16 protein-coding genes are annotated in these 18,731 nt (G+C 55.0%); all 16 read left to right on the top strand.

The window, feature by feature from the left end; genetic code table 11:
- Positions 1 to 90: 90 nt before the first annotated feature.
- Positions 91 to 1,176, top strand: a complete 1,086-nt coding sequence (gene serC, locus CRO59_RS15910; RefSeq protein WP_095137262.1) for a 3-phosphoserine/phosphohydroxythreonine transaminase — start codon at positions 91 to 93, stop codon at positions 1,174 to 1,176.
- Positions 1,176 to 2,270 carry a prephenate dehydratase gene (pheA, locus tag CRO59_RS15905; protein ID WP_003226907.1) on the top strand — a complete coding sequence of 365 codons (1,095 nt, stop codon included), beginning with the start codon at positions 1,176 to 1,178 and terminating at the stop codon, positions 2,268 to 2,270. Before serC ends, pheA begins: the two co-directional genes overlap by 1 nt.
- 13 nt (positions 2,271 to 2,283) lie before the next feature.
- Complete coding sequence (gene hisC / locus CRO59_RS15900) at positions 2,284 to 3,396, top strand: histidinol-phosphate transaminase (RefSeq protein ID WP_095137263.1); 1,113 nt, start codon at positions 2,284 to 2,286, stop codon at positions 3,394 to 3,396.
- Between the two features lie 28 nt (positions 3,397 to 3,424).
- The gene (locus tag CRO59_RS15895) at positions 3,425 to 5,632 is read left to right on the top strand and encodes a bifunctional prephenate dehydrogenase/3-phosphoshikimate 1-carboxyvinyltransferase (protein ID WP_256578440.1); all 2,208 of its coding nucleotides are present in this window, start codon (positions 3,425 to 3,427) and stop codon (positions 5,630 to 5,632) included.
- Complete coding sequence (gene cmk, locus CRO59_RS15890) at positions 5,629 to 6,318, top strand: (d)CMP kinase (RefSeq protein ID WP_015093983.1); 690 nt, start codon at positions 5,629 to 5,631, stop codon at positions 6,316 to 6,318. The genes CRO59_RS15895 and cmk overlap by 4 nt, the downstream gene beginning before the upstream one ends.
- A 119-nt stretch (positions 6,319 to 6,437) precedes the next feature.
- The gene (rpsA, locus tag CRO59_RS15885) at positions 6,438 to 8,123 is read left to right on the top strand and encodes a 30S ribosomal protein S1 (RefSeq protein WP_027612422.1); all 1,686 of its coding nucleotides are present in this window, start codon (positions 6,438 to 6,440) and stop codon (positions 8,121 to 8,123) included.
- A gap of 216 nt (positions 8,124 to 8,339) precedes the next feature.
- Entirely contained in the window at positions 8,340 to 8,618 is a 279-nt protein-coding gene (locus CRO59_RS15880) for a hypothetical protein (protein WP_027612423.1), read from the top strand.
- A 152-nt stretch (positions 8,619 to 8,770) separates the two neighbouring features.
- The gene (gene ihfB / locus CRO59_RS15875; RefSeq protein ID WP_003189779.1) at positions 8,771 to 9,067 is read left to right on the top strand and encodes an integration host factor subunit beta; all 297 of its coding nucleotides are present in this window, start codon (positions 8,771 to 8,773) and stop codon (positions 9,065 to 9,067) included.
- Between the two features lie 27 nt (positions 9,068 to 9,094).
- Positions 9,095 to 9,334 (top strand): LapA family protein, encoded by a 240-nt coding sequence (locus CRO59_RS15870; RefSeq protein ID WP_097088377.1) that lies wholly within the window; start codon positions 9,095 to 9,097, stop codon positions 9,332 to 9,334.
- Between the two features lie 223 nt (positions 9,335 to 9,557).
- On the top strand, positions 9,558 to 10,634 hold the full coding sequence (gene rfbB / locus CRO59_RS15865) for a dTDP-glucose 4,6-dehydratase (protein WP_097088375.1): 1,077 nt from the start codon (positions 9,558 to 9,560) through the stop codon (positions 10,632 to 10,634).
- The gene (rfbD, locus tag CRO59_RS15860) at positions 10,631 to 11,524 is read left to right on the top strand and encodes a dTDP-4-dehydrorhamnose reductase (protein WP_097088374.1); all 894 of its coding nucleotides are present in this window, start codon (positions 10,631 to 10,633) and stop codon (positions 11,522 to 11,524) included. The genes rfbB and rfbD overlap by 4 nt, the downstream gene beginning before the upstream one ends.
- A complete protein-coding gene (gene rfbA, locus CRO59_RS15855) occupies positions 11,521 to 12,411 on the top strand; it encodes a glucose-1-phosphate thymidylyltransferase RfbA (protein WP_097088372.1) in 891 nt (296 codons plus the stop codon). Before rfbD ends, rfbA begins: the two co-directional genes overlap by 4 nt.
- A 533-nt stretch (positions 12,412 to 12,944) precedes the next feature.
- The gene (locus tag CRO59_RS15850; protein ID WP_097088371.1) at positions 12,945 to 14,387 is read left to right on the top strand and encodes a mannose-1-phosphate guanylyltransferase/mannose-6-phosphate isomerase; all 1,443 of its coding nucleotides are present in this window, start codon (positions 12,945 to 12,947) and stop codon (positions 14,385 to 14,387) included.
- 144 nt (positions 14,388 to 14,531) lie between these two features.
- Positions 14,532 to 15,896 (top strand): phosphomannomutase, encoded by a 1,365-nt coding sequence (locus CRO59_RS15845; RefSeq protein ID WP_097088367.1) that lies wholly within the window; start codon positions 14,532 to 14,534, stop codon positions 15,894 to 15,896.
- A gap of 103 nt (positions 15,897 to 15,999) precedes the next feature.
- A complete protein-coding gene (locus tag CRO59_RS15840) occupies positions 16,000 to 17,226 on the top strand; it encodes a glycosyltransferase family 4 protein (RefSeq protein WP_143503088.1) in 1,227 nt (408 codons plus the stop codon).
- Positions 17,223 to 18,701, top strand: a complete 1,479-nt coding sequence (locus CRO59_RS15835) for a glycosyltransferase family 1 protein (RefSeq protein WP_097088363.1) — start codon at positions 17,223 to 17,225, stop codon at positions 18,699 to 18,701. The genes CRO59_RS15840 and CRO59_RS15835 overlap by 4 nt, the downstream gene beginning before the upstream one ends.
- Positions 18,702 to 18,731 lie beyond the last annotated feature (30 nt).

Genomic DNA, 18,731 nt, shown 5'->3' with positions numbered 1-18,731 from the left:
GCATTCGCGAGCAGGCTCGCTCCCACAGGGCTGTGTTGATCGGTAGTGTGATTTATTGCGTGATACCACCAAATCAGAGCGAGATTGGATGTGAGCAAGCGAGCCTATAACTTCTGTGCCGGTCCTGCGGCGCTTCCTGAAGCTGTCCTGCAACGTGCCCAGGGTGAACTCCTTGATTGGCATGGCAAGGGTCTGTCGGTCATGGAAATGAGCCATCGCAGCGATGAGTTCGTGTCCATTGCCACCCAGGCCGAGCAGGACCTGCGTGACCTGCTGAATATCCCGTCGAACTATAAAGTGCTGTTCCTGCAGGGTGGCGCCAGCCAGCAGTTCGCGCAGATCCCGCTGAACCTGATGCCTGAAGGCGGCAGCGCCGACTACATCGACACCGGTATCTGGTCGCAGAAAGCTATCGAAGAAGCTTCGCGCTACGGTCACGTCAATGTTGCTGCCACCGCCAAGCCTTACGACTATTTCGCCATTCCTGGCCAGAACGAGTGGAACCTGTCGAAAGACGCCGCTTACGTTCACTACGCGCCGAACGAAACCATCGGCGGTCTGGAATTCCAGTGGATCCCGGAAACCGGTGATGTGCCGCTGGTGGCCGACATGTCTTCGGACATCCTCTCGCGTCCGGTCGACATCTCGCGTTTCGGCATGATCTACGCCGGCGCACAGAAGAACATCGGCCCGAGCGGCATCGTCGTCAACATCATTCGCGAAGACTTGCTGGGCAAGGCTCGTGCACTGTGCCCGACCATGCTCGACTACAAGGTCGCGGCCGACAACGGCTCGATGTACAACACCCCGCCAACCCTGGCCTGGTACCTCTCCGGTCTGGTGTTCCAGTGGCTGAAAGAGCAGGGCGGCGTCGAAGCGATCGCCAAACTGAATGACGTCAAGCAGCGCACGCTGTATGACTTCATCGACGCCAGCGGCCTCTACAGCAACCCGATCAACAAGTCGGACCGCTCGTGGATGAACGTGCCGTTCCGTCTGGCTGACGATCGTCTGGACAAACCGTTCCTCGCCGGTGCCGACGAACGCGGCCTGCTCAACCTCAAGGGCCACCGCTCCGTGGGCGGGATGCGCGCCTCCATCTACAACGCCGTCGACATCAACGCCGTTAATGCGCTGGTGGCGTACATGGCTGAATTCGAGAAGGAACACGGCTGATGTCCGAGCAAGAACTCAAGGCACTGCGCGTTCGCATCGACGCTCTGGACAGCAAGGTCCTGGAGCTGATCAGCGAGCGTGCCCGCTGCGCCCAGGAAGTTGCGCGAGTAAAGATGGCCTCGCTGGCCGAAGGCGAAGTGCCGGTGTTCTATCGTCCCGAGCGTGAAGCTCAGGTGCTCAAGCGCGTGATGGAGCGCAATCAGGGGCCGCTGGGCAACGAAGAGATGGCGCGGTTGTTCCGCGAAATCATGTCTTCGTGCCTGGCGCTCGAGCAGCCGCTGAAAGTGGCTTACCTCGGCCCTGAGGGCACCTTCACCCAGGCGGCGGCCATGAAGCACTTCGGTCACGCGGTGATTAGCAAGCCGATGGCGGCGATCGACGAAGTGTTCCGTGAAGTGGCAGCGGGTGCGGTGAACTTTGGCGTGGTGCCGGTGGAAAACTCCACCGAAGGCGCGGTCAACCACACCCTCGACAGCTTCCTTGAACACGACATGGTGATCTGTGGCGAAGTCGAGCTGCGCATCCACCATCACCTGTTGGTCGGTGAAAACACCAAGACCGACAGCATCAGTCGCATCTACTCCCACGCCCAGTCGCTGGCCCAGTGCCGCAAGTGGCTTGACGCGCATTACCCGAATGTCGAGCGCGTGGCGGTGTCGAGCAACGCTGAAGCGGCGAAGCGGGTCAAGGGTGAGTGGAACTCGGCGGCGATTGCCGGCGACATGGCTGCAGGCTTGTATGGCCTGACGCGTCTGGCCGAGAAGATCGAAGACCGTCCGGACAACTCGACGCGCTTCCTGATGATCGGTAACCAGGAAGTGCCGCCGACCGGCGACGACAAGACCTCGATCATCGTCTCGATGAGCAACAAGCCTGGCGCGCTTCATGAGCTGCTAGTGCCGTTCCATGACAACGGGATCGACCTGACCCGGATCGAAACCCGTCCGTCGCGCAGCGGCAAATGGACCTACGTGTTCTTCATCGACTTCGTCGGCCACCACCGTGATCCGCTGATCAAAGGTGTGCTGGAAAAGATCAGTCAGGAAGCAGTAGCACTCAAAGTGCTGGGTTCCTACCCGAAAGCAGTTCTCTAAGGGGCGGTAGCAAATGAGTGGCAACTTCCTCGCTCTGGCACAGCCGGGCGTGCAACAACTTTCGCCGTACGTTCCGGGCAAGCCTGTGGACGAACTGGCGCGCGAGCTGGATCTGGATCCGGCAAAGATCGTCAAGCTGGCAAGTAACGAAAACCCGCTGGGCGCCAGCCCGAAAGCGCTGGCGGCGATTCGCGAAGAGCTGGCCGAGCTGACCCGTTATCCGGACGGCAACGGCTTTGCGCTGAAATCGCTGCTGGCCGAGCAGTGCCGCGTCGAGCTGAATCAGGTGACCTTGGGCAACGGCTCCAACGACATTCTTGAGCTGGTGGCGCGCGCCTATCTGGCGCCGGGCCTGAACGCCGTGTTCAGTGAGCACGCGTTCGCTGTCTACCCGATCGCCACCCAGGCTGTCGGTGCGCAGGCCAAAGTGGTTCCGGCCAAAGACTGGGGGCATGACCTGCCTGCGATGCTTGCGGCCATCGACGCCAATACCCGCGTGGTATTCATCGCCAATCCGAACAACCCGACCGGCACCTGGTTCGGCGCCGAAGCGCTGGACGAGTTCCTGCAGGACGTGCCGGAGCACGTGCTGGTGGTGCTGGACGAGGCGTACATCGAATACGCCGAAGGCAGCGATCTGCCGGACGGTCTGGACTTCCTCGCGGCATACCCGAATCTGCTGGTATCGCGCACGTTCTCCAAGGCCTATGGCCTTGCAGCGCTGCGCGTCGGTTATGGCCTGTCCACTGCGGTGGTGGCGGACGTGCTCAACCGTGTGCGCCAGCCATTCAACGTCAACAGCCTGGCCCTGGCCGCGGCCTGTGCGGCGCTGAAAGACGAAGAGTATCTGGCGCAAAGCCGTCAGCTCAACGAATCCGGCATGCAGCAGTTGCAGGCGGGGTTCCGTGAGTTGGGTCTGAGCTGGATCGAGTCCAAAGGCAACTTCATCTGCGTCGATCTCGGTCAGGTAGCCGCGCCGATTTTCCAGGGGCTGCTGCGTGAAGGCGTGATTGTGCGTCCGGTGGCCAATTACGGCATGCCTAACCACCTGCGGGTGACCATCGGTCTGCCGGCGGAAAACAGCCGCTTCCTCGAAGCGCTGCGTAAGGTTCTGGCTCGTGGGTGATGTCACTGCTCTGCAATCTGCTGCACCTATGATCGGTCGCCTTGTAGTGGTCGGTCTGGGCTTGATCGGTGGTTCGTTTGCCAAAGGCTTGCGTGAAAGCGGTCTCTGCCGCGAGGTGGTCGGGGTCGATCTCGACCCGCAATCGCGCAAGCTGGCGGTCGAGTTGGGTGTGGTGGACCGTTGTGAAGATGATCTGATCGCTGCGTGTCAGGGCGCCGACGTGATTCAGCTGGCGGTGCCGATTCTGGCCATGGAGAAAGTCCTGGGTCGTCTGGCGAGCGTTGATCTGGGGCAGGCGATTCTGACCGATGTCGGCAGCGCCAAGGGCAATGTGGTGCGCGCGGCGACCGAGGCGTTTGGCGGTATGCCAGCGCGCTTCGTGCCGGGCCATCCGATTGCCGGCTCCGAGCAGAGCGGGGTGGAAGCTTCCAATTCTGAGCTGTTCCGTCGGCACAAGGTGATTCTGACGCCGCTCGAGCAAACCGACCCGGCCGCACTGGCGGTGGTCGATCGCTTGTGGCGCGAACTGGGTGCCGACGTCGAGCACATGCAGGTCGAGCGCCACGATGAAGTGCTGGCTGCGACCAGTCATCTGCCGCACCTGCTGGCCTTCGGTCTGGTCGACTCGTTGGCCAAACGCAATGAAAACCTTGAGATCTTCCGTTACGCTGCGGGCGGTTTCCGCGATTTCACAAGAATCGCCGGAAGCGACCCGGTGATGTGGCACGACATCTTCCTCGCCAACCGCGAGGCTGTGCTGCGCACACTCGATACATTTCGCAGCGACCTCGACGCCTTGCGCGACGCGGTCGATGCAGGGGATGGGCACCAATTGTTGGGCGTCTTCACGCGCGCCCGGGTTGCCCGCGAGCATTTCAGTAAAATCCTGGCCCGCAGGGCCTATGTGGACGCTATGAATTCCAACGATCTGATTTTCCTGGCTCAACCTGGTGGCCGCCTGTCCGGTCGGATTCGCGTACCAGGTGACAAATCGATTTCCCACCGCTCGATCATGCTCGGCTCGCTGGCCGAAGGCGTGACCGAGGTTGAAGGTTTCCTCGAGGGCGAAGATGCCCTGGCGACCTTGCAGGCATTTCGCGACATGGGCGTGGTCATCGAAGGCCCGCACCACGGTCGTGTGACCATTCACGGCGTCGGCCTGCACGGTCTGAAGCCTGCGCCGGGTCCGATCTATCTGGGCAACTCCGGCACCTCGATGCGCCTGTTGTCCGGCCTGCTGGCGGCGCAGAACTTCGACAGCACCCTGACCGGCGATGCGTCGCTGTCCAAGCGTCCGATGAATCGCGTGGCCAATCCGCTGCGTGAAATGGGCGCCGTGATCGAAACCGCCGCCGAAGGTCGTCCGCCGATGACCATTCGTGGCGGGCACAAACTCAAGGGTCTGACCTACACCATGCCGATGGCCAGTGCTCAGGTGAAGTCCTGCCTGCTGCTGGCGGGTCTTTACGCCGAAGGCAAGACCACCGTGACCGAGCCGGCGCCGACCCGTGACCACACCGAGCGCATGCTGCGCGGTTTTGGCTACCCGGTAAGCGTCGATGGCGCCACCGCGTCGGTCGAGTCCGGCGGCAAGCTGACGGCGACCCATATTGAAGTGCCGGGCGACATCTCGTCGTCGGCGTTCTTCCTGGTGGCGGCGTCAATCGCCGAAGGTTCCGAGCTGGTGCTGGAGCACGTTGGCATCAACCCGACCCGTACCGGCGTCATCGACATTCTGCGTCTGATGGGCGCGGACATCACTCTGGAAAACCAGCGTGAAGTTGGCGGCGAGCCAGTGGCTGACCTGCGCGTGCGCGCTGCTAAACTCAAGGGTATCGAGATTCCGGAAGCGTTGGTGCCACTGGCCATCGACGAATTCCCGGTGCTGTTCGTGGCGGCGGCGTGTGCCGAAGGTCGTACCGTGCTGACCGGTGCCGAAGAGCTGCGGGTCAAGGAATCGGATCGCATTCAAGTTATGGCGGACGGCTTGCTGGCGCTGGGCGTCAAATGCCAGCCGACTCCCGACGGCATCATCATTGATGGCGGCCAGATCGGTGGCGGCGAAGTGCATGGTCACGGTGATCACCGTATCGCCATGGCTTTCAGCGTCGCTTCGCTGCGCGCCACTGCACCGATCCGCATTCATGATTGCGCCAACGTCGCGACGTCGTTCCCGAACTTCCTCGCATTGTGCGCGCAGGTCGGCATTCGTGTGGCTCAAGAGGCTCAGTCGTGAAAAACATTGCACCGGTCATCACCATCGATGGGCCTAGCGGTTCGGGCAAGGGCACGGTCGCCGGTATTCTGGCCAAGCGTCTGGGCTGGAACCTGCTGGATTCCGGTGCGCTGTATCGCCTGCTGGCGTTTGCTGCGCACAACCATGGTGTCGACCTGACCAATGAAGAGTTGCTGAAGAAACTGGCCGCTCATCTGGATGTGCAGTTCATCGCGGCGACCGACGGTCAGCTGCAGCGCATCATTCTGGAAGGCGATGAAGTCAGCGACGTCATCCGTACTGAAAGCGTCGGCTCCGGCGCTTCTCAGGTGGCGGCATTGCCGGCGGTACGCGAGGCGCTGCTGCAGCGCCAGCGTGCTTTCCAGGAAGCGCCGGGCCTGGTGGCCGACGGTCGCGACATGGGCACAGTGGTTTTTCCGGATGCGCCGCTGAAGATTTTCCTCACCGCCAGTGCCGAGGAACGGGCGCGACGCCGATATTTGCAGTTGAAGGGCAAAGTCGAGGGTGTTAGTCTGTCGAGTCTGCTAGATGAGATCCGTGCACGCGACGAGCGTGATACCCAGCGCGCAGTAGCCCCGCTCAAGCCGGCGGCTGATGCGATACAGCTGGATTCCACGGAGTTGTCCATCGATCAGGTGCTTGAACGCATCATGAGCGAGATCGCCATTCGCGATATCGCCGGGTGACCAAGAAGGCCGCAGGGGACCAGTCATAGTCCTGCAGCGCTTCTTTTAAATGAAACTAACCCACACCGTCTGGGGTGTGGAGATGGGCGTATTCTTCGCCCTCATCTACAGGAATTAAAATGAGCGAAAGCTTTGCGGAACTCTTTGAAGAAAGCCTAAAGACCCTGAACCTTCAGGCAGGCTCCATCATCACCGGTGTTATCGTTGATATCGATTACCAGGCTCGCTGGGTAACCGTTCACGCTGGCCTGAAGTCTGAAGCACTCATCCCGCTGGAACAGTTCTACAACGATGCTGGTGATCTGACTATCAATGTCGGTGACGAAGTTCACGTTGCTCTGGATTCGGTTGAAGACGGTTTCGGTGAAACCAAGCTGTCCCGTGAAAAAGCCAAGCGCGCTGAATGCTGGATCGTTCTGGAAGCAGCCTTCGCAGCTGAGGAAGTGGTCAAGGGCGTTATCAACGGTAAGGTTAAAGGCGGCTTCACTGTCGACGTTAACGGCATCCGTGCGTTCCTGCCAGGTTCCCTGGTTGACGTCCGTCCAGTGCGCGACACCACGCACCTGGAAGGCAAAGAGCTGGAATTCAAGGTCATCAAGCTGGACCAGAAGCGCAACAACGTTGTCGTTTCCCGTCGCAGCGTCCTGGAAGCCGAGAACTCCGCCGAGCGTGAAGCTCTGCTGGAATCCCTGCAGGAAGGCCAGCAAGTCAAAGGTATCGTCAAAAACCTCACCGATTACGGCGCATTCGTCGATCTGGGTGGCGTGGACGGCCTGCTGCACATCACCGACATGGCGTGGAAGCGTATCAAGCATCCTTCCGAAATCGTCAACGTTGGTGACGAAATCGACGTCAAGGTTCTGAAATACGATCGCGAACGCAACCGTGTTTCCCTGGGCCTGAAGCAACTGGGCGAAGATCCATGGGTTGCTATCAAAGCCCGTTACCCAGAAGGCACTCGTGTTACCGCTCGTGTAACCAACCTGACTGACTACGGCTGCTTCGCTGAGCTGGAAGAAGGCGTTGAAGGTCTGGTACACGTTTCGGAAATGGACTGGACCAACAAGAACATCCACCCTTCGAAAGTCGTACAAGTCGGCGACGAAGTGGAAGTCATGGTTCTGGACATCGACGAAGAGCGTCGTCGTATCTCCCTGGGCATCAAGCAGTGCAAGTCGAACCCATGGGAAGACTTCTCTGGCCAGTTCAACAAGGGCGACAAGATCTCCGGCACCATCAAGTCGATCACCGATTTCGGTATCTTCATTGGTCTGGACGGCGGCATCGACGGTCTGGTTCACCTGTCCGACATCTCCTGGAACGAAGTGGGCGAAGAAGCCGTACGTCGTTTCAAGAAGGGCGACGAGCTGGACACCGTCATCCTGTCGGTTGACCCAGAGCGCGAGCGCATCTCCCTGGGCATCAAGCAACTGGAAAGCGATCCGTTCTCCGAGTACGTCTCGGTTAACGACAAGGGCGCTATCGTGACCGGTACCGTGAAAGAAGTTGACGCCAAAGGCGCCATCATCGTTCTGGCCGACGACATCGAAGCAACCCTGAAAGCCTCTGAAATCAGCCGTGACCGCGTTGAAGACGCGCGCAACGTTCTGAAAGAAGGCCAGGAAGTTGAAGCCAAGATCATCAGCGTTGATCGCAAGAGTCGCGTAATCCAGCTCTCGATCAAGTCGAAAGACGATGCTGAAGAGAAAGAAGCCATCCAGAGCCTGAAAGCAGCTCCGGAAGGTGAAGCAGCTGACACCACTATGGCGGCACTGCTGCGTCAAGCAATGGCCAAACAGAACTAAGTTCTGCTTGATCATGAAAAAGGGCGACTTCGGTCGCCCTTTTTTGTGCTTGCGATTTGGTGGCGGTGCGCGCCGCGGTTTGCGTGTATCGAGGCTACGGTGAAACCAATCACTTCAGCGGGTTGTCTGTTTCTTTAATCGGATCAATCGCCTATTCGCGACTAAGCTGGGTATTAGTCGTGCAGTAGTCGGGCGTTGCCTGGCATAAGGAAGTGGATGAACAGATTTATTGTCTTGATTGCGGTGTTGGTACTGGCTGGCTGCACCACAAGTGCCAAAACGCATGCTGTGCGTGGCGTCAGCGGTATCGAGATCGACTGCTCTGGTCTGGGTTCGGGGTGGGAGAAATGCCAAAAGCGCGCAGCGAAGGAGTGCAAGGGCGCGGGTTACAGGGTAATCACCCGATCTGATCAGGCCAAGGATGAAGATGAATATCCGTTTGGCTTCAATCCCGCAGGCTACGTCACTCGAACCATGCTGGTCATGTGCCGTTGAGTGTGTGCTGCTTCGGCTTGTGCTTTTGTGCACTGAAAACAGGCGTTTCGGCGCCAAGGAAGATATGTCAATCCCTGGGCTGTTCAAAATCTTCCGGGCGTGCTAAAACCTTTCAAGCGCTGATCTAGCTGCTTGAAAAAGAAGGGAAAAATATGACGAAGTCGGAGTTGATCGAACGAATTGTCACCCATCAAGGGCTACTCTCATCCAAGGATGTGGAGCTGGCCATCAAGACCATGCTTGAACAAATGTCCCAGTGCCTGGCCACCGGTGATCGCATCGAGATCCGTGGGTTTGGCAGCTTCTCCCTGCACTATCGTGCGCCGCGCGTAGGTCGCAATCCAAAGACCGGTCAGTCGGTTAGTCTCGACGGCAAATTCGTTCCGCATTTCAAGCCGGGCAAGGAGTTGCGTGACCGGGTGAATGAGGAAGAGGAGGAGGGAGTTTGACAGTCGCTACTTTTCAAGGAGTTACTCATGCGTAACCTCAAGCGCATACTTCTTGGTGTTTTTATTCTGCTGCTGGTGTTGGTGATTCTGGCGTTTGTACTGGAAAATCAGCAATCAATCTCGCTGATGTTTCTTGGCTGGGCTGGTCCGCAACTTCCAGTGTCTCTGATCATGGTAATTGCTTTGCTCGTCGGGATGCTGATCGGGCCGGTACTGGGCTGGTTTTTGGGGCGTTCTTCCAGGGCTTCCCGCAAGCTATCGGGGTGAAATGCTGTGGGTGGGGGTGTGATGAATTTGCACCGCGGCCTGTCCATATCCATTAGTAAAGCGTTCATTAAGCTGTAAAATGCCGCGTTTGTTCGACAGCGGCATATTTGCATGTCACTGAAAATTCGCTTTTAAAGAAGCCTTGCGACTCGGGCTTTTGCATTCATGGATCAGACAGTGCTCGGTTGGCAGCCCTGTCAGCACCTCAAGGGTATGGTTTCGCGTGAAAATTCTAGTAACCGGCGGTGCCGGGTTTATTGGCTCGGCAGTTATTCGTCACATCATTTCCAATACATCCGACTCCGTAGTGAACGTCGACAAGTTGACGTATGCCGGTAACCTTGAATCGCTGGCGCAAGTCAGTCACGACCCGCGTTATGTTTTCGAGCATGTAGATATCTGTGATCGCGCAGAGATTGAACGTGTCCTGCAAGTGCATCAGCCGGATGCGATCATGCATCTGGCCGCAGAGTCGCATGTCGACCGCTCGATTTCCGGTCCCTCCGAATTTATTCAGACCAATATCATTGGTACATACACTCTTCTTGAAGCTGCCCGGCACTACTGGATGGGCCTGGAAGGCGATCGCAAATCAGCTTTTCGCTTCCATCACATCTCGACGGACGAAGTTTACGGCGACCTTGAAGGGCCGGAAGACCTTTTCACCGAAGAAACACCTTATCAGCCGAGCTCTCCCTATTCGGCGAGTAAGGCCAGCTCCGATCATCTCGTACGCGCCTGGGCCAGAACCTATGGGCTGCCGACACTGGTGACCAATTGCTCGAATAATTACGGCCCGTGCCATTTTCCCGAAAAACTGATCCCACTGATCATTCTCAATGCACTGGAGGGCAAGCCGTTGCCGGTGTACGGCAAGGGTGATCAGGTCCGTGACTGGCTCTATGTTGAAGATCATGCCCGTGCACTTTACAAAGTTGTAACCGAAGGTGTGGTTGGCGAGACCTATAACATCGGTGGTCATAACGAAAAGCAAAACATCGACGTGGTGCACACGCTGTGTGCATTGCTTGACGAGATGTGTCCTGAGTCCGCCCATTGCCCTCATGCCAGTCTGATCACCTATGTTCAGGATCGGCCCGGCCATGACCAGCGCTACGCGATCGATGCCAGCAAGATCCAGCGCGAGCTTGGCTGGACGCCGCAAGAAACCTTCGAAACCGGCATTCGCAAGACGGTGGAGTGGTATCTGAATAATGCTGAATGGGTCGCGCATGTGAGGAGCGGCAGCTACCAGCAGTGGATTGACCAGAGCTACGCAGATCGTGCGGGCAAGGCATGAAAATCCTTCTTCTGGGAAAAAACGGCCAGGTCGGTTGGGAGTTGCAGCGCTCTCTCGCGCCCCTCGGCGAGTTGGTGGCACTGGATCGTGAAGTAACCGATGGCCTGTGCGGTGACCTGAGCAATATTGATCGGTTACGGGCAACTGTCCGCGCAATCAGGCCGGATGTCGTGGTCAATGCGGCCGCTTACACCGCAGTCGACAAGGCCGAGGCCGAGACTGAGCTGGCGGTTCTTGTAAACGCGAGCGCTGTTGGAGTATTGGCGCAAGAGGTGAAAGCGCTGGGTGGATGGCTGGTCCATTACTCGACGGACTACGTGTTCGATGGGTATGGATCTGCACCATGGCGGGAAAGTGATGCCGTGGCTCCGGTGAATCGCTATGGTGCCAGCAAGCTTGCCGGGGAGCGATTGATCATCGAATCCGGCTGCAAGCATCTTATCTTTCGCACAAGCTGGGTGTATGGCGCTCGTGGCAATAATTTCGCCAAAACCATGTTACGTCTGGCAAAAGAGCGCGAAAGTCTGAGTGTCATCGCCGATCAGATGGGGGCGCCAACCGGTGCAGACCTGATTGCGGACATCAGTGCCTTGACCCTACGACAGGTTTTCCTGCGTCCTGAGTTGTCAGGTCTTTATCACCTGGCGGCCGCAGGCGAGGTGTCTTGGCATGGATATGCAACTCACGTGATCGACTTCGCCAAAGCGCATGGGGAAGAGCTCTGTGTGAAGAATATCAATGCGATCGAGACGTCTGCCTATCCAACGCCAGCCTGTCGCCCACTGAACTCCCGGTTGAATACCGGAAAGCTGCGCGAGAGTTTTTCTTTGCACTTGCCGGATTGGCGCAGTGGTGTAACCCGAATGCTTACGGAAGTTCTCAATAAATGACCACGATAAATCGTAAAGGCATCATCCTCGCCGGCGGTTCGGGTACGCGTTTGCACCCGCTGACCCTTGGCGTGTCCAAGCAGATGCTGCCGATCTACGACAAGCCGATGATCTTCTATCCCTTGTCTGTACTGATGTTGGCGGGGATACGCGAAATTCTGATTATTTCCACGCCAGAAGATTTGCCGTGCTTTCAAAAGCTGTTGGGCGACGGTAGCCAATATGGCATCAGGCTGTGCTACGCCGAACAGCCGAGCCCGGACGGGCTGGCTCAGGCTTTCATTATCGGTGAAGAGTTCATTGGTGATGATCCTTGCTGTCTGATCTTGGGAGACAATATTTTTTACGGTCAGCACTTCTCGGACAATTTGCGGTCCGCCTGCCTGCGAGAGCAGGGTGCCACTATCTTCGGGTATCACGTTTCTGATCCCGAGCGCTTTGGTGTGGTTGAGTTTGACGCTAATGGATCTGCATTGAGTATCGAGGAAAAGCCCCTGGTGCCCAAGTCCAGCTACGCTGTGACAGGTCTCTATTTCTACGATAATCAGGTTGTCGAAATTGCCAAGAAGATCAAGCCGTCCGCGCGCGGCGAGCTCGAAATTACCGATGTCAATCTGGCCTATCTCGAGCAAAAATCCCTTAAGGTCGAAATGCTCGGTCGCGGCTTCGCATGGCTTGATACCGGTACGCATGATTCGCTGCTAGAGGCCAGTCACTTCGTGCATACCATCGAAAAGCGCCAGGGCTTGAAGGTCGCCTGTCTGGAAGAGATTGCGTACAGCAGTGGGTGGATCTCGGCTGCGGAGCTGGCAGTACAAGCCCGACGCCTCAGAAAAACAGGTTATGGACGCTATTTAGAAAAACTCCTTGAAGGAGCTGGCGGCTGAAGTTCGCTTCCGTAGCGCGCTGATTTCCAAGCGCGAGCTTGATTTCGCTATCCGTTATCAGGGCTGATACTCCCATTCGCACTCTTCAAGATTTGATCCAATTTAGTGACTGATGTTATTTTGATGTCGGTCGCTTGGGGCATTTGTTTGTTTTTTAACTGATTTTTTTGCCCCGCGTCGGTATGAGTTATTAATTTTGCGCACTAGCTGTAGAATAAGAGGGAGAATTATTTGATCCCGAGGGAGAGCTGCGTAGCTCGAGTTTCTTTGGTCTGCGTTTCTGTACCGTGAATGCTTTCGATTCTCCGGAATGTTTCCAAAAGGAGAATGGGAGCGTCCGGAAGGATAGCCGTGCAGACCAAACAGCTTGGCACAGGCTTGGAACCACCGGGTTTGACCCGAAGCTGAGTAGCCGTTAGGGGAGTCTGCTTCGAGCAAGGAATTTGCGTCGATTTGATGCAGCAATGACCGGAAACATAACTGAGCCCCACTTTCTGGTTGTATCTGCCAGATGGGGATTAAGGATTTAGAGCATGGAACTGATTCCCGTAATTTTGTCTGGCGGAGTGGGCAGCCGCTTGTGGCCTGTCTCACGTGAAGCCCATCCAAAGCCGTTCATGGAGCTGCCAGGTGGTCAGAACCTGATTCAGAAGACCTTTTTGCGTGCCTCGCGCCTGGAAAGTGTTGTGGAGATTCTTACGGTGACCAACCGTGAACTCCTGTTCAAGACTGAAGATGAATACGGCGCGGTCAATACAGCCAAGCATTCTCAAGGTTTCATTCTGGAGCCTTTTGGGCGCAACACAGCCGCTGCTGTTGCTGCTGCTGCGCTTCAGCTGGAAGCTACGTATGGTCCTGACGCCCATATGTTGGTGCTTGCTGCGGACCACCTGATAAAAGACGAAAAAGCCTTTGCTGCGGCCGTTGCCCACGCTATGTCGCTGGCATCTCAAGGATGGCTGGTCACCTTCGGCATTCAGCCCACTTATCCTGAAACAGGCTTCGGTTACATTGAAGCGCAGAAATATGCCCCTTTGAAGGGCGGATTGAAAGTCGCTCGCTTTGTCGAAAAACCGAATCTTGAAACCGCCCAAGGTTATGTCGATGCCGGCAACTACTTTTGGAACTCTGGCATGTTCTGTTTCCGGGTTGGCACCGTGCTGGAAGAGCTCCGTCTGCACGCGCCGGAGGTAGTGGAAGCTGTCGTCAAGACTATTGAGAGCTCGCGTCTCACTTCGTCTGACAAATACCGTTGCCTAGCACTCGACGCTGACGCGTTCGCAGGGGTTCCAGACATTTCAATCGATTACGCATTGATGGAACGCTCCTCCAAAGTAGCGACTATTCCTTGCGATATTGGCTGGAGCGACATTGGCTCTTGGAACGCTGTCAGTGAACTGACTGCTGCAGATGAGAACGGCAACCGCTTTGAAGGCGAGGTGTTGTCTCACAATTCGCGAAACAACTACGTCAACAGCGAAGGTCGTCTTACCGCACTGGTGGGTGTGGAGGATTTACTGGTGATTGACACCCCGGATGCGGTGATGATCGCCCACAAAGATCACGCTCAAGATGTCAAGCACATCGTCAATCAGCTCAAGGCGGCCAGTCACACGGTTCATTTGCTCCACCGCACCGTGCATCGCCCTTGGGGTACTTACACGACGCTGGAAAATGGTGAGCGCTTCAAGATCAAGCGTATTGTGGTGAAGCCAAAAGCTTCGTTGTCTTTACAGATGCACCACCACAGAAGCGAGCACTGGATTGTCGTCAGTGGAATGGCTGTGGTCGTCAACGATCAGCAGGAGTTGATGCTGAACACCAACGAATCCACCTTTATTCGCGCCGGCCACCAGCATCGGTTGATGAACCCCGGTGTTATAGACCTGGTGCTTATTGAAGTGCAGAGTGGCGATTATCTCGGTGAGGACGATATCGTCCGTTTCGAAGATAAATACGGGCGCGTAGACAACTAACCGCGCTTTTCAGTCACAAACCTGGTCGGTGAGGTCTGAACCGATCAGGTTTACTTGCACTGGCCTGCGTCGGTGCACTTCCATTCCGGCAAGAGAAGTGCAGTCACACCTCCTCGCCTCCACATACCTCAGCAAGAGAGCGGTATGCACACCCCTATCAAAACCCAGTGTTTCAAAGCCTATGACATTCGTGGCCAAGTACCGGCTGACCTCAATGACGATGTCGCCTACAGGATAGGCCGGGCCATAGTTGCCGAGTTGCAGGGCAAAAATATTGTGCTGGGGCGAGACATGAGACTCGAAAGCCCGATGCTGGCCGAGGCAATGACACGAGGTTTGTGTGAAGCGGGTGCAAATGTCATCGACATCGGTTTGTGTGGTACCGAAGAAGTTTACTTCGCTACGAGCGCATTCAAGGCTGATGGCGGAGTCATGATTACCGCGAGTCATAATCCCAAGGGTTATAACGGGATGAAACTGGTGAAGTCCGAATCGCGCCCAATCAGTGGTGATACGGGGCTCAATGCAATTCGTGACAGAGTGGAAAGTGGCGATCTTGGGCCGCTGGCTGATTCCAGGGGTGAAGTCCGCTTAGAGCTGGACAAGACCCGCTATATCGAGCATTTACTCAGCTATGTAAACGTGGCCAGTCTTAAACCACTGAAGATCCTCGCAGATCCGGGCAACGGCGCTGCTGGCCCCGTGCTGCAAGAGTTGATCGGCAAGTTGCCTTTTGATTGGGTCATCATCAACGCAGAACCTGACGGAAACTTCCCTAACGGCGTACCAAATCCGCTGCTGCCAGAAAACCGCGACCTCACTCAGCAAGCGTTACAGGCAAACGGTTGTGATCTGGGGCTGGCTTGGGATGGTGATTTCGATCGTTGTTTCTTTTTTGACGCAACAGGTCGCTTCATCGAGGGGTACTACCTCGTAGGGCTGTTAGCCGAGATGTTGCTCAAGCAGCACCCGGGTAGCAAGATCATTCATGACCCGCGCTTGACGTGGAACACGATCAACCAAGTGGAGAAGGCCGGCGGCGTCGCGGTGTTATGCAAAACCGGGCACGCATTCATCAAAGAGCGTATGCGCCTTGAAGATGCCATTTATGGCGGTGAAATGAGTGCGCACCATTACTTCCGTGATTTTGCATATTGCGACAGTGGAATGATTCCGTGGCTCTTGATTACGGCGTTGATGTCGACGACGGGCAAGACTCTTGCACAGCTGGTGGACGAGCGAATAGAAGCGTACCCGTGCACGGGCGAGATTAACTACCGCGTTGAAGATGTTTCCGCTACGTTGCAGAAGGTGTTGGATCACTATTTGCCTCAAAATCCACACATCGACAGGACAGACGGCATCAGCGTCTCCTTCGCGGACTGGCGGTTCAATCTGCGGGGATCGAATACTGAACCTTTGTTGCGGTTGAACGTGGAGGCAAGAGTGGGTGAGGGGATGATCTGGGACCGCTTGAAAGAGATCGAGTCACTGATTAATGGTGTTTAAGTAATTATGTTTTCGATGTCGCATGCATCACTGCGGCAGGTCAGCTAAGCATCGATGCAGTACCATGGTGGTTTGCGAAATATTGATACTATAGGTTTATATTTTGAAGACGGTTTTATTGCTAAGTACATATCCCATTGCCATTCCGCGACATGGCGGACAGGTAAGGGTCGCAAATATCGCCAAAACCTTTAGCGTCAATGGTTGGAGCGTTGTTCATGTGGCGGTTTACGAGCCTGAGGGATACCCGCCGGCCGCGCTGGGCAAGAATGACGTAGAGTTTGCGCCAGGATCTAACTTCAGGAAATACAAAGGCAAGATGGTACCTTTGATTAATGACTTGCTCTCTGGAGAATATGCAAGCTCTGAGAAGGGTGGCTTTCTATCTATACTCAAAAAGCTACCACCCGTTATTGATGCGATCCATGTGGAACAGCCTTGGTTGTGGCCGTTGGTTCTTAAAATTAAAAAAATGCCGCAGTATGCAAATGCTTGCCTGATCTACGGTTCTCAAAATATAGAATCACCATTAAAAAAAGAGATCTTGGACAGTTACCAAGTGAAAGGTGCTGAGGAAGTAATTTCGGACATCGACAGTCTGGAGCGTAAGGCTGCCAAAGAAGCCGACATTACAATCGCCGTGACTCAATCGGACTTCGATATCCTATCAAGTTGGGGGGCAAAGAATCCGCTGTTAGCACCGAACGGTATTGCACCTTGGACTGCAAAGCAGGAAAACCTGGAATTATGGAAAGAGCGGCTTCCTAAAAGTCCTTGGATTTTATATGTAGCCAGCGCCCATCCTCCAAATTTTATGGGGTTCAATGAGTGTTTAGGTAATTCATTGGCATGCATCCCTCCCGACAGCAAGTTAGTCGTAGTAGGCAGTGTATGTGAGCACTTGGAAGCGACACTTAGCAACACTCGTTGGGGGGCTTTGAACTTGTCCCGCTTGCAGTTGCTGTACATGCTTCCTGACGACGATCTAGATGCGGTGAAGACGCTGGCTCATGCGTTTCTTTTGCCGATTCCTCATGGAGGCGGTTCGAATATAAAAACGGCTGAAGCTATTTATTCGGGGAAGTACGTCATTGGTACCGAGGCCGCTTTCAGAGGTTTTGAACAGTATCTTACTCTGCCAGAGATAACAGTAGCGCGAACATCGGCTGAATTTCACAGCGCAATCAGACATCGCCTGTGCAGTCCGGAGAAATTAGGTCCAGAGGGTTCAGATAGAGCCAGTCGTAACTCTTTGACGTGGGCTGAGAGTCTTGGTGCAATCCCTTTGGCTGCGCATAACAACATTACACAAAAGGCACTTGAGTCATGACTACTTGGTTTGACGTTACTACCATACTAGGCTGGCATCGTCCGGCCGTTGGTATTATCCGGACTGAAGCTGAGTGCGCGGCTTATGCTTTAACGCGAATCGCGAATGGCGAGGATGTGAAATTTTGTTCGTTCAATGGCGCGTCTGGATATGTCGACGTTTCTGCTGATCATGTTGCGTCAACTCTGAAAAGAATTTCAGGTTCACATTTGGCAGTGGCAACGATAGTTTCGAACCAGGGTCAGCATAAAAAATCGCTGGAGGCCCGCCTTAAAGAGGTCGCTTTGAAGGTTACCAGTCGGTTGCCAACGAAGATCAGTGGTTTGCTGTATCAATTTTTCCAACGCCGTAGAACGGCAATTATTGAAGGGGTCATAGCTCTTCGGTATTTGCGCTCCGCCATGCTGTCATTCATGAAGCCGGCAAGTAACAGTCATGTTGTCATGAAAGTAAAAACAGATCTTAATATAGCTGAGAATCCTTTCTCGAAAGGAGATTGTTACATTTCAGTCGGTTTGGATTGGGATAATAAAGACCTTGTGTATCTCTATAAACTCAAAAAGTTTATGGGGATGAAGGTTGTTTTGTGTTGCTATGATGTTATCCCTGTAAGGCTGCCTCATCTTTGTGTTGGCGATGTGGCAGCAAAGTTTGCGAATTATTTTACAGATGTCGCCTGGTGCGCTGATAAAATTATTTGTATATCTGAATGCACGCGGAAGGATCTTCAATTGCTGCTTTCAGAGCTGGGTGCGCCTGAACCGGCCATGTCAGTTATAAAACTCGGCTGCCATGTATCTCAGGACGTGGCTTCTGTAATGGGGCCTGAAGTCGTTTCCTTGATGAAGAATAAGTATATTCTCTTCGTTTCAACTATAGAGCGCAGAAAAAATCATGAAGTTTTATATCGTGCTTATACGCGGCTGATAGATAAGGGTGTCACTGATTTGCCCCAGTTGGTTTTTGTGGGGATGTCCGGGTGGGGGGTAAACGATTTTCTTAAAGACTTGGACCTGGATCCAAGGACCAAATCCTATATTCGTGTTTTGAATAATATTTCTGATTCTGATCTCGTTCATTTATATAAGAACTGCCAAATGACCGCATTTCCTTCGCTTTATGAGGGATGGGGTCTTCCGGTAGTTGAAAGCCTGGCTGCTGGGAAATTTTGTTTGGCATCGAATGCCGCGTCGATTCCTGAGGCGGGTCAAGACTTTATTGAATATCTGGACCCATGGGATGTATCAGTCTGGGCTGACCGGATAGAGTGGTATGTGTCGCATCCAGACGAACTCTTGTTAAAAGAAAAAAATATTCGCGAGAATTATGTGGTCACCAGTTGGAAGGGCGCGGCAGTCTCTGTTTTCGAAGCTGTCGAGTCACCTGTAGCTCCCTTCTTGAAGAGTGTAACTGGACAACGTGATGCTGAAGCGTTTGAAAAGAGAGTAAACGATATTCAGTGTAAGAACGACTGATGTTGTCCTTTATTGATTTGCATATAAAGA

The organism is Pseudomonas sp. LAMO17WK12:I5 (assembly GCF_900215165.1).
Taxonomy (GTDB): domain Bacteria; phylum Pseudomonadota; class Gammaproteobacteria; order Pseudomonadales; family Pseudomonadaceae; genus Aquipseudomonas; species Aquipseudomonas putida_A.
Note: the sequence above shows the minus strand (reverse complement) of the source record. Positions and strands in the feature narration are given on the sequence as shown.

Bases quoted from the DNA above. Each gene is read 5' to 3' on its own strand.
- pheA (WP_003226907.1), top strand. From the start codon at position 1,176: ATGTCCGAGCAAGAACTCAAGGCACTGCGCGTTCGCATCGACGCTCTG.
- hisC (WP_095137263.1), top strand. From the start codon at position 2,284: ATGAGTGGCAACTTCCTCGCTCTGGCACAGCCGGGCGTGCAACAACTT.
- rpsA (WP_027612422.1), top strand. From the start codon at position 6,438: ATGAGCGAAAGCTTTGCGGAACTCTTTGAAGAAAGCCTAAAGACCCTG.
- ihfB (WP_003189779.1), top strand. From the start codon at position 8,771: ATGACGAAGTCGGAGTTGATCGAACGAATTGTCACCCATCAAGGGCTA.
- rfbA (WP_097088372.1), top strand. From the start codon at position 11,521: ATGACCACGATAAATCGTAAAGGCATCATCCTCGCCGGCGGTTCGGGT.
- CRO59_RS15880 (WP_027612423.1), top strand. From the start codon at position 8,340: ATGAACAGATTTATTGTCTTGATTGCGGTGTTGGTACTGGCTGGCTGC.
- CRO59_RS15845 (WP_097088367.1), top strand. From the start codon at position 14,532: ATGCACACCCCTATCAAAACCCAGTGTTTCAAAGCCTATGACATTCGT.
- CRO59_RS15895 (WP_256578440.1), top strand. From the start codon at position 3,425: ATGATCGGTCGCCTTGTAGTGGTCGGTCTGGGCTTGATCGGTGGTTCG.
- CRO59_RS15835 (WP_097088363.1), top strand. From the start codon at position 17,223: ATGACTACTTGGTTTGACGTTACTACCATACTAGGCTGGCATCGTCCG.
- CRO59_RS15850 (WP_097088371.1), top strand. From the start codon at position 12,945: ATGGAACTGATTCCCGTAATTTTGTCTGGCGGAGTGGGCAGCCGCTTG.
- CRO59_RS15870 (WP_097088377.1), top strand. From the start codon at position 9,095: ATGCGTAACCTCAAGCGCATACTTCTTGGTGTTTTTATTCTGCTGCTG.
- rfbD (WP_097088374.1), top strand. From the start codon at position 10,631: ATGAAAATCCTTCTTCTGGGAAAAAACGGCCAGGTCGGTTGGGAGTTG.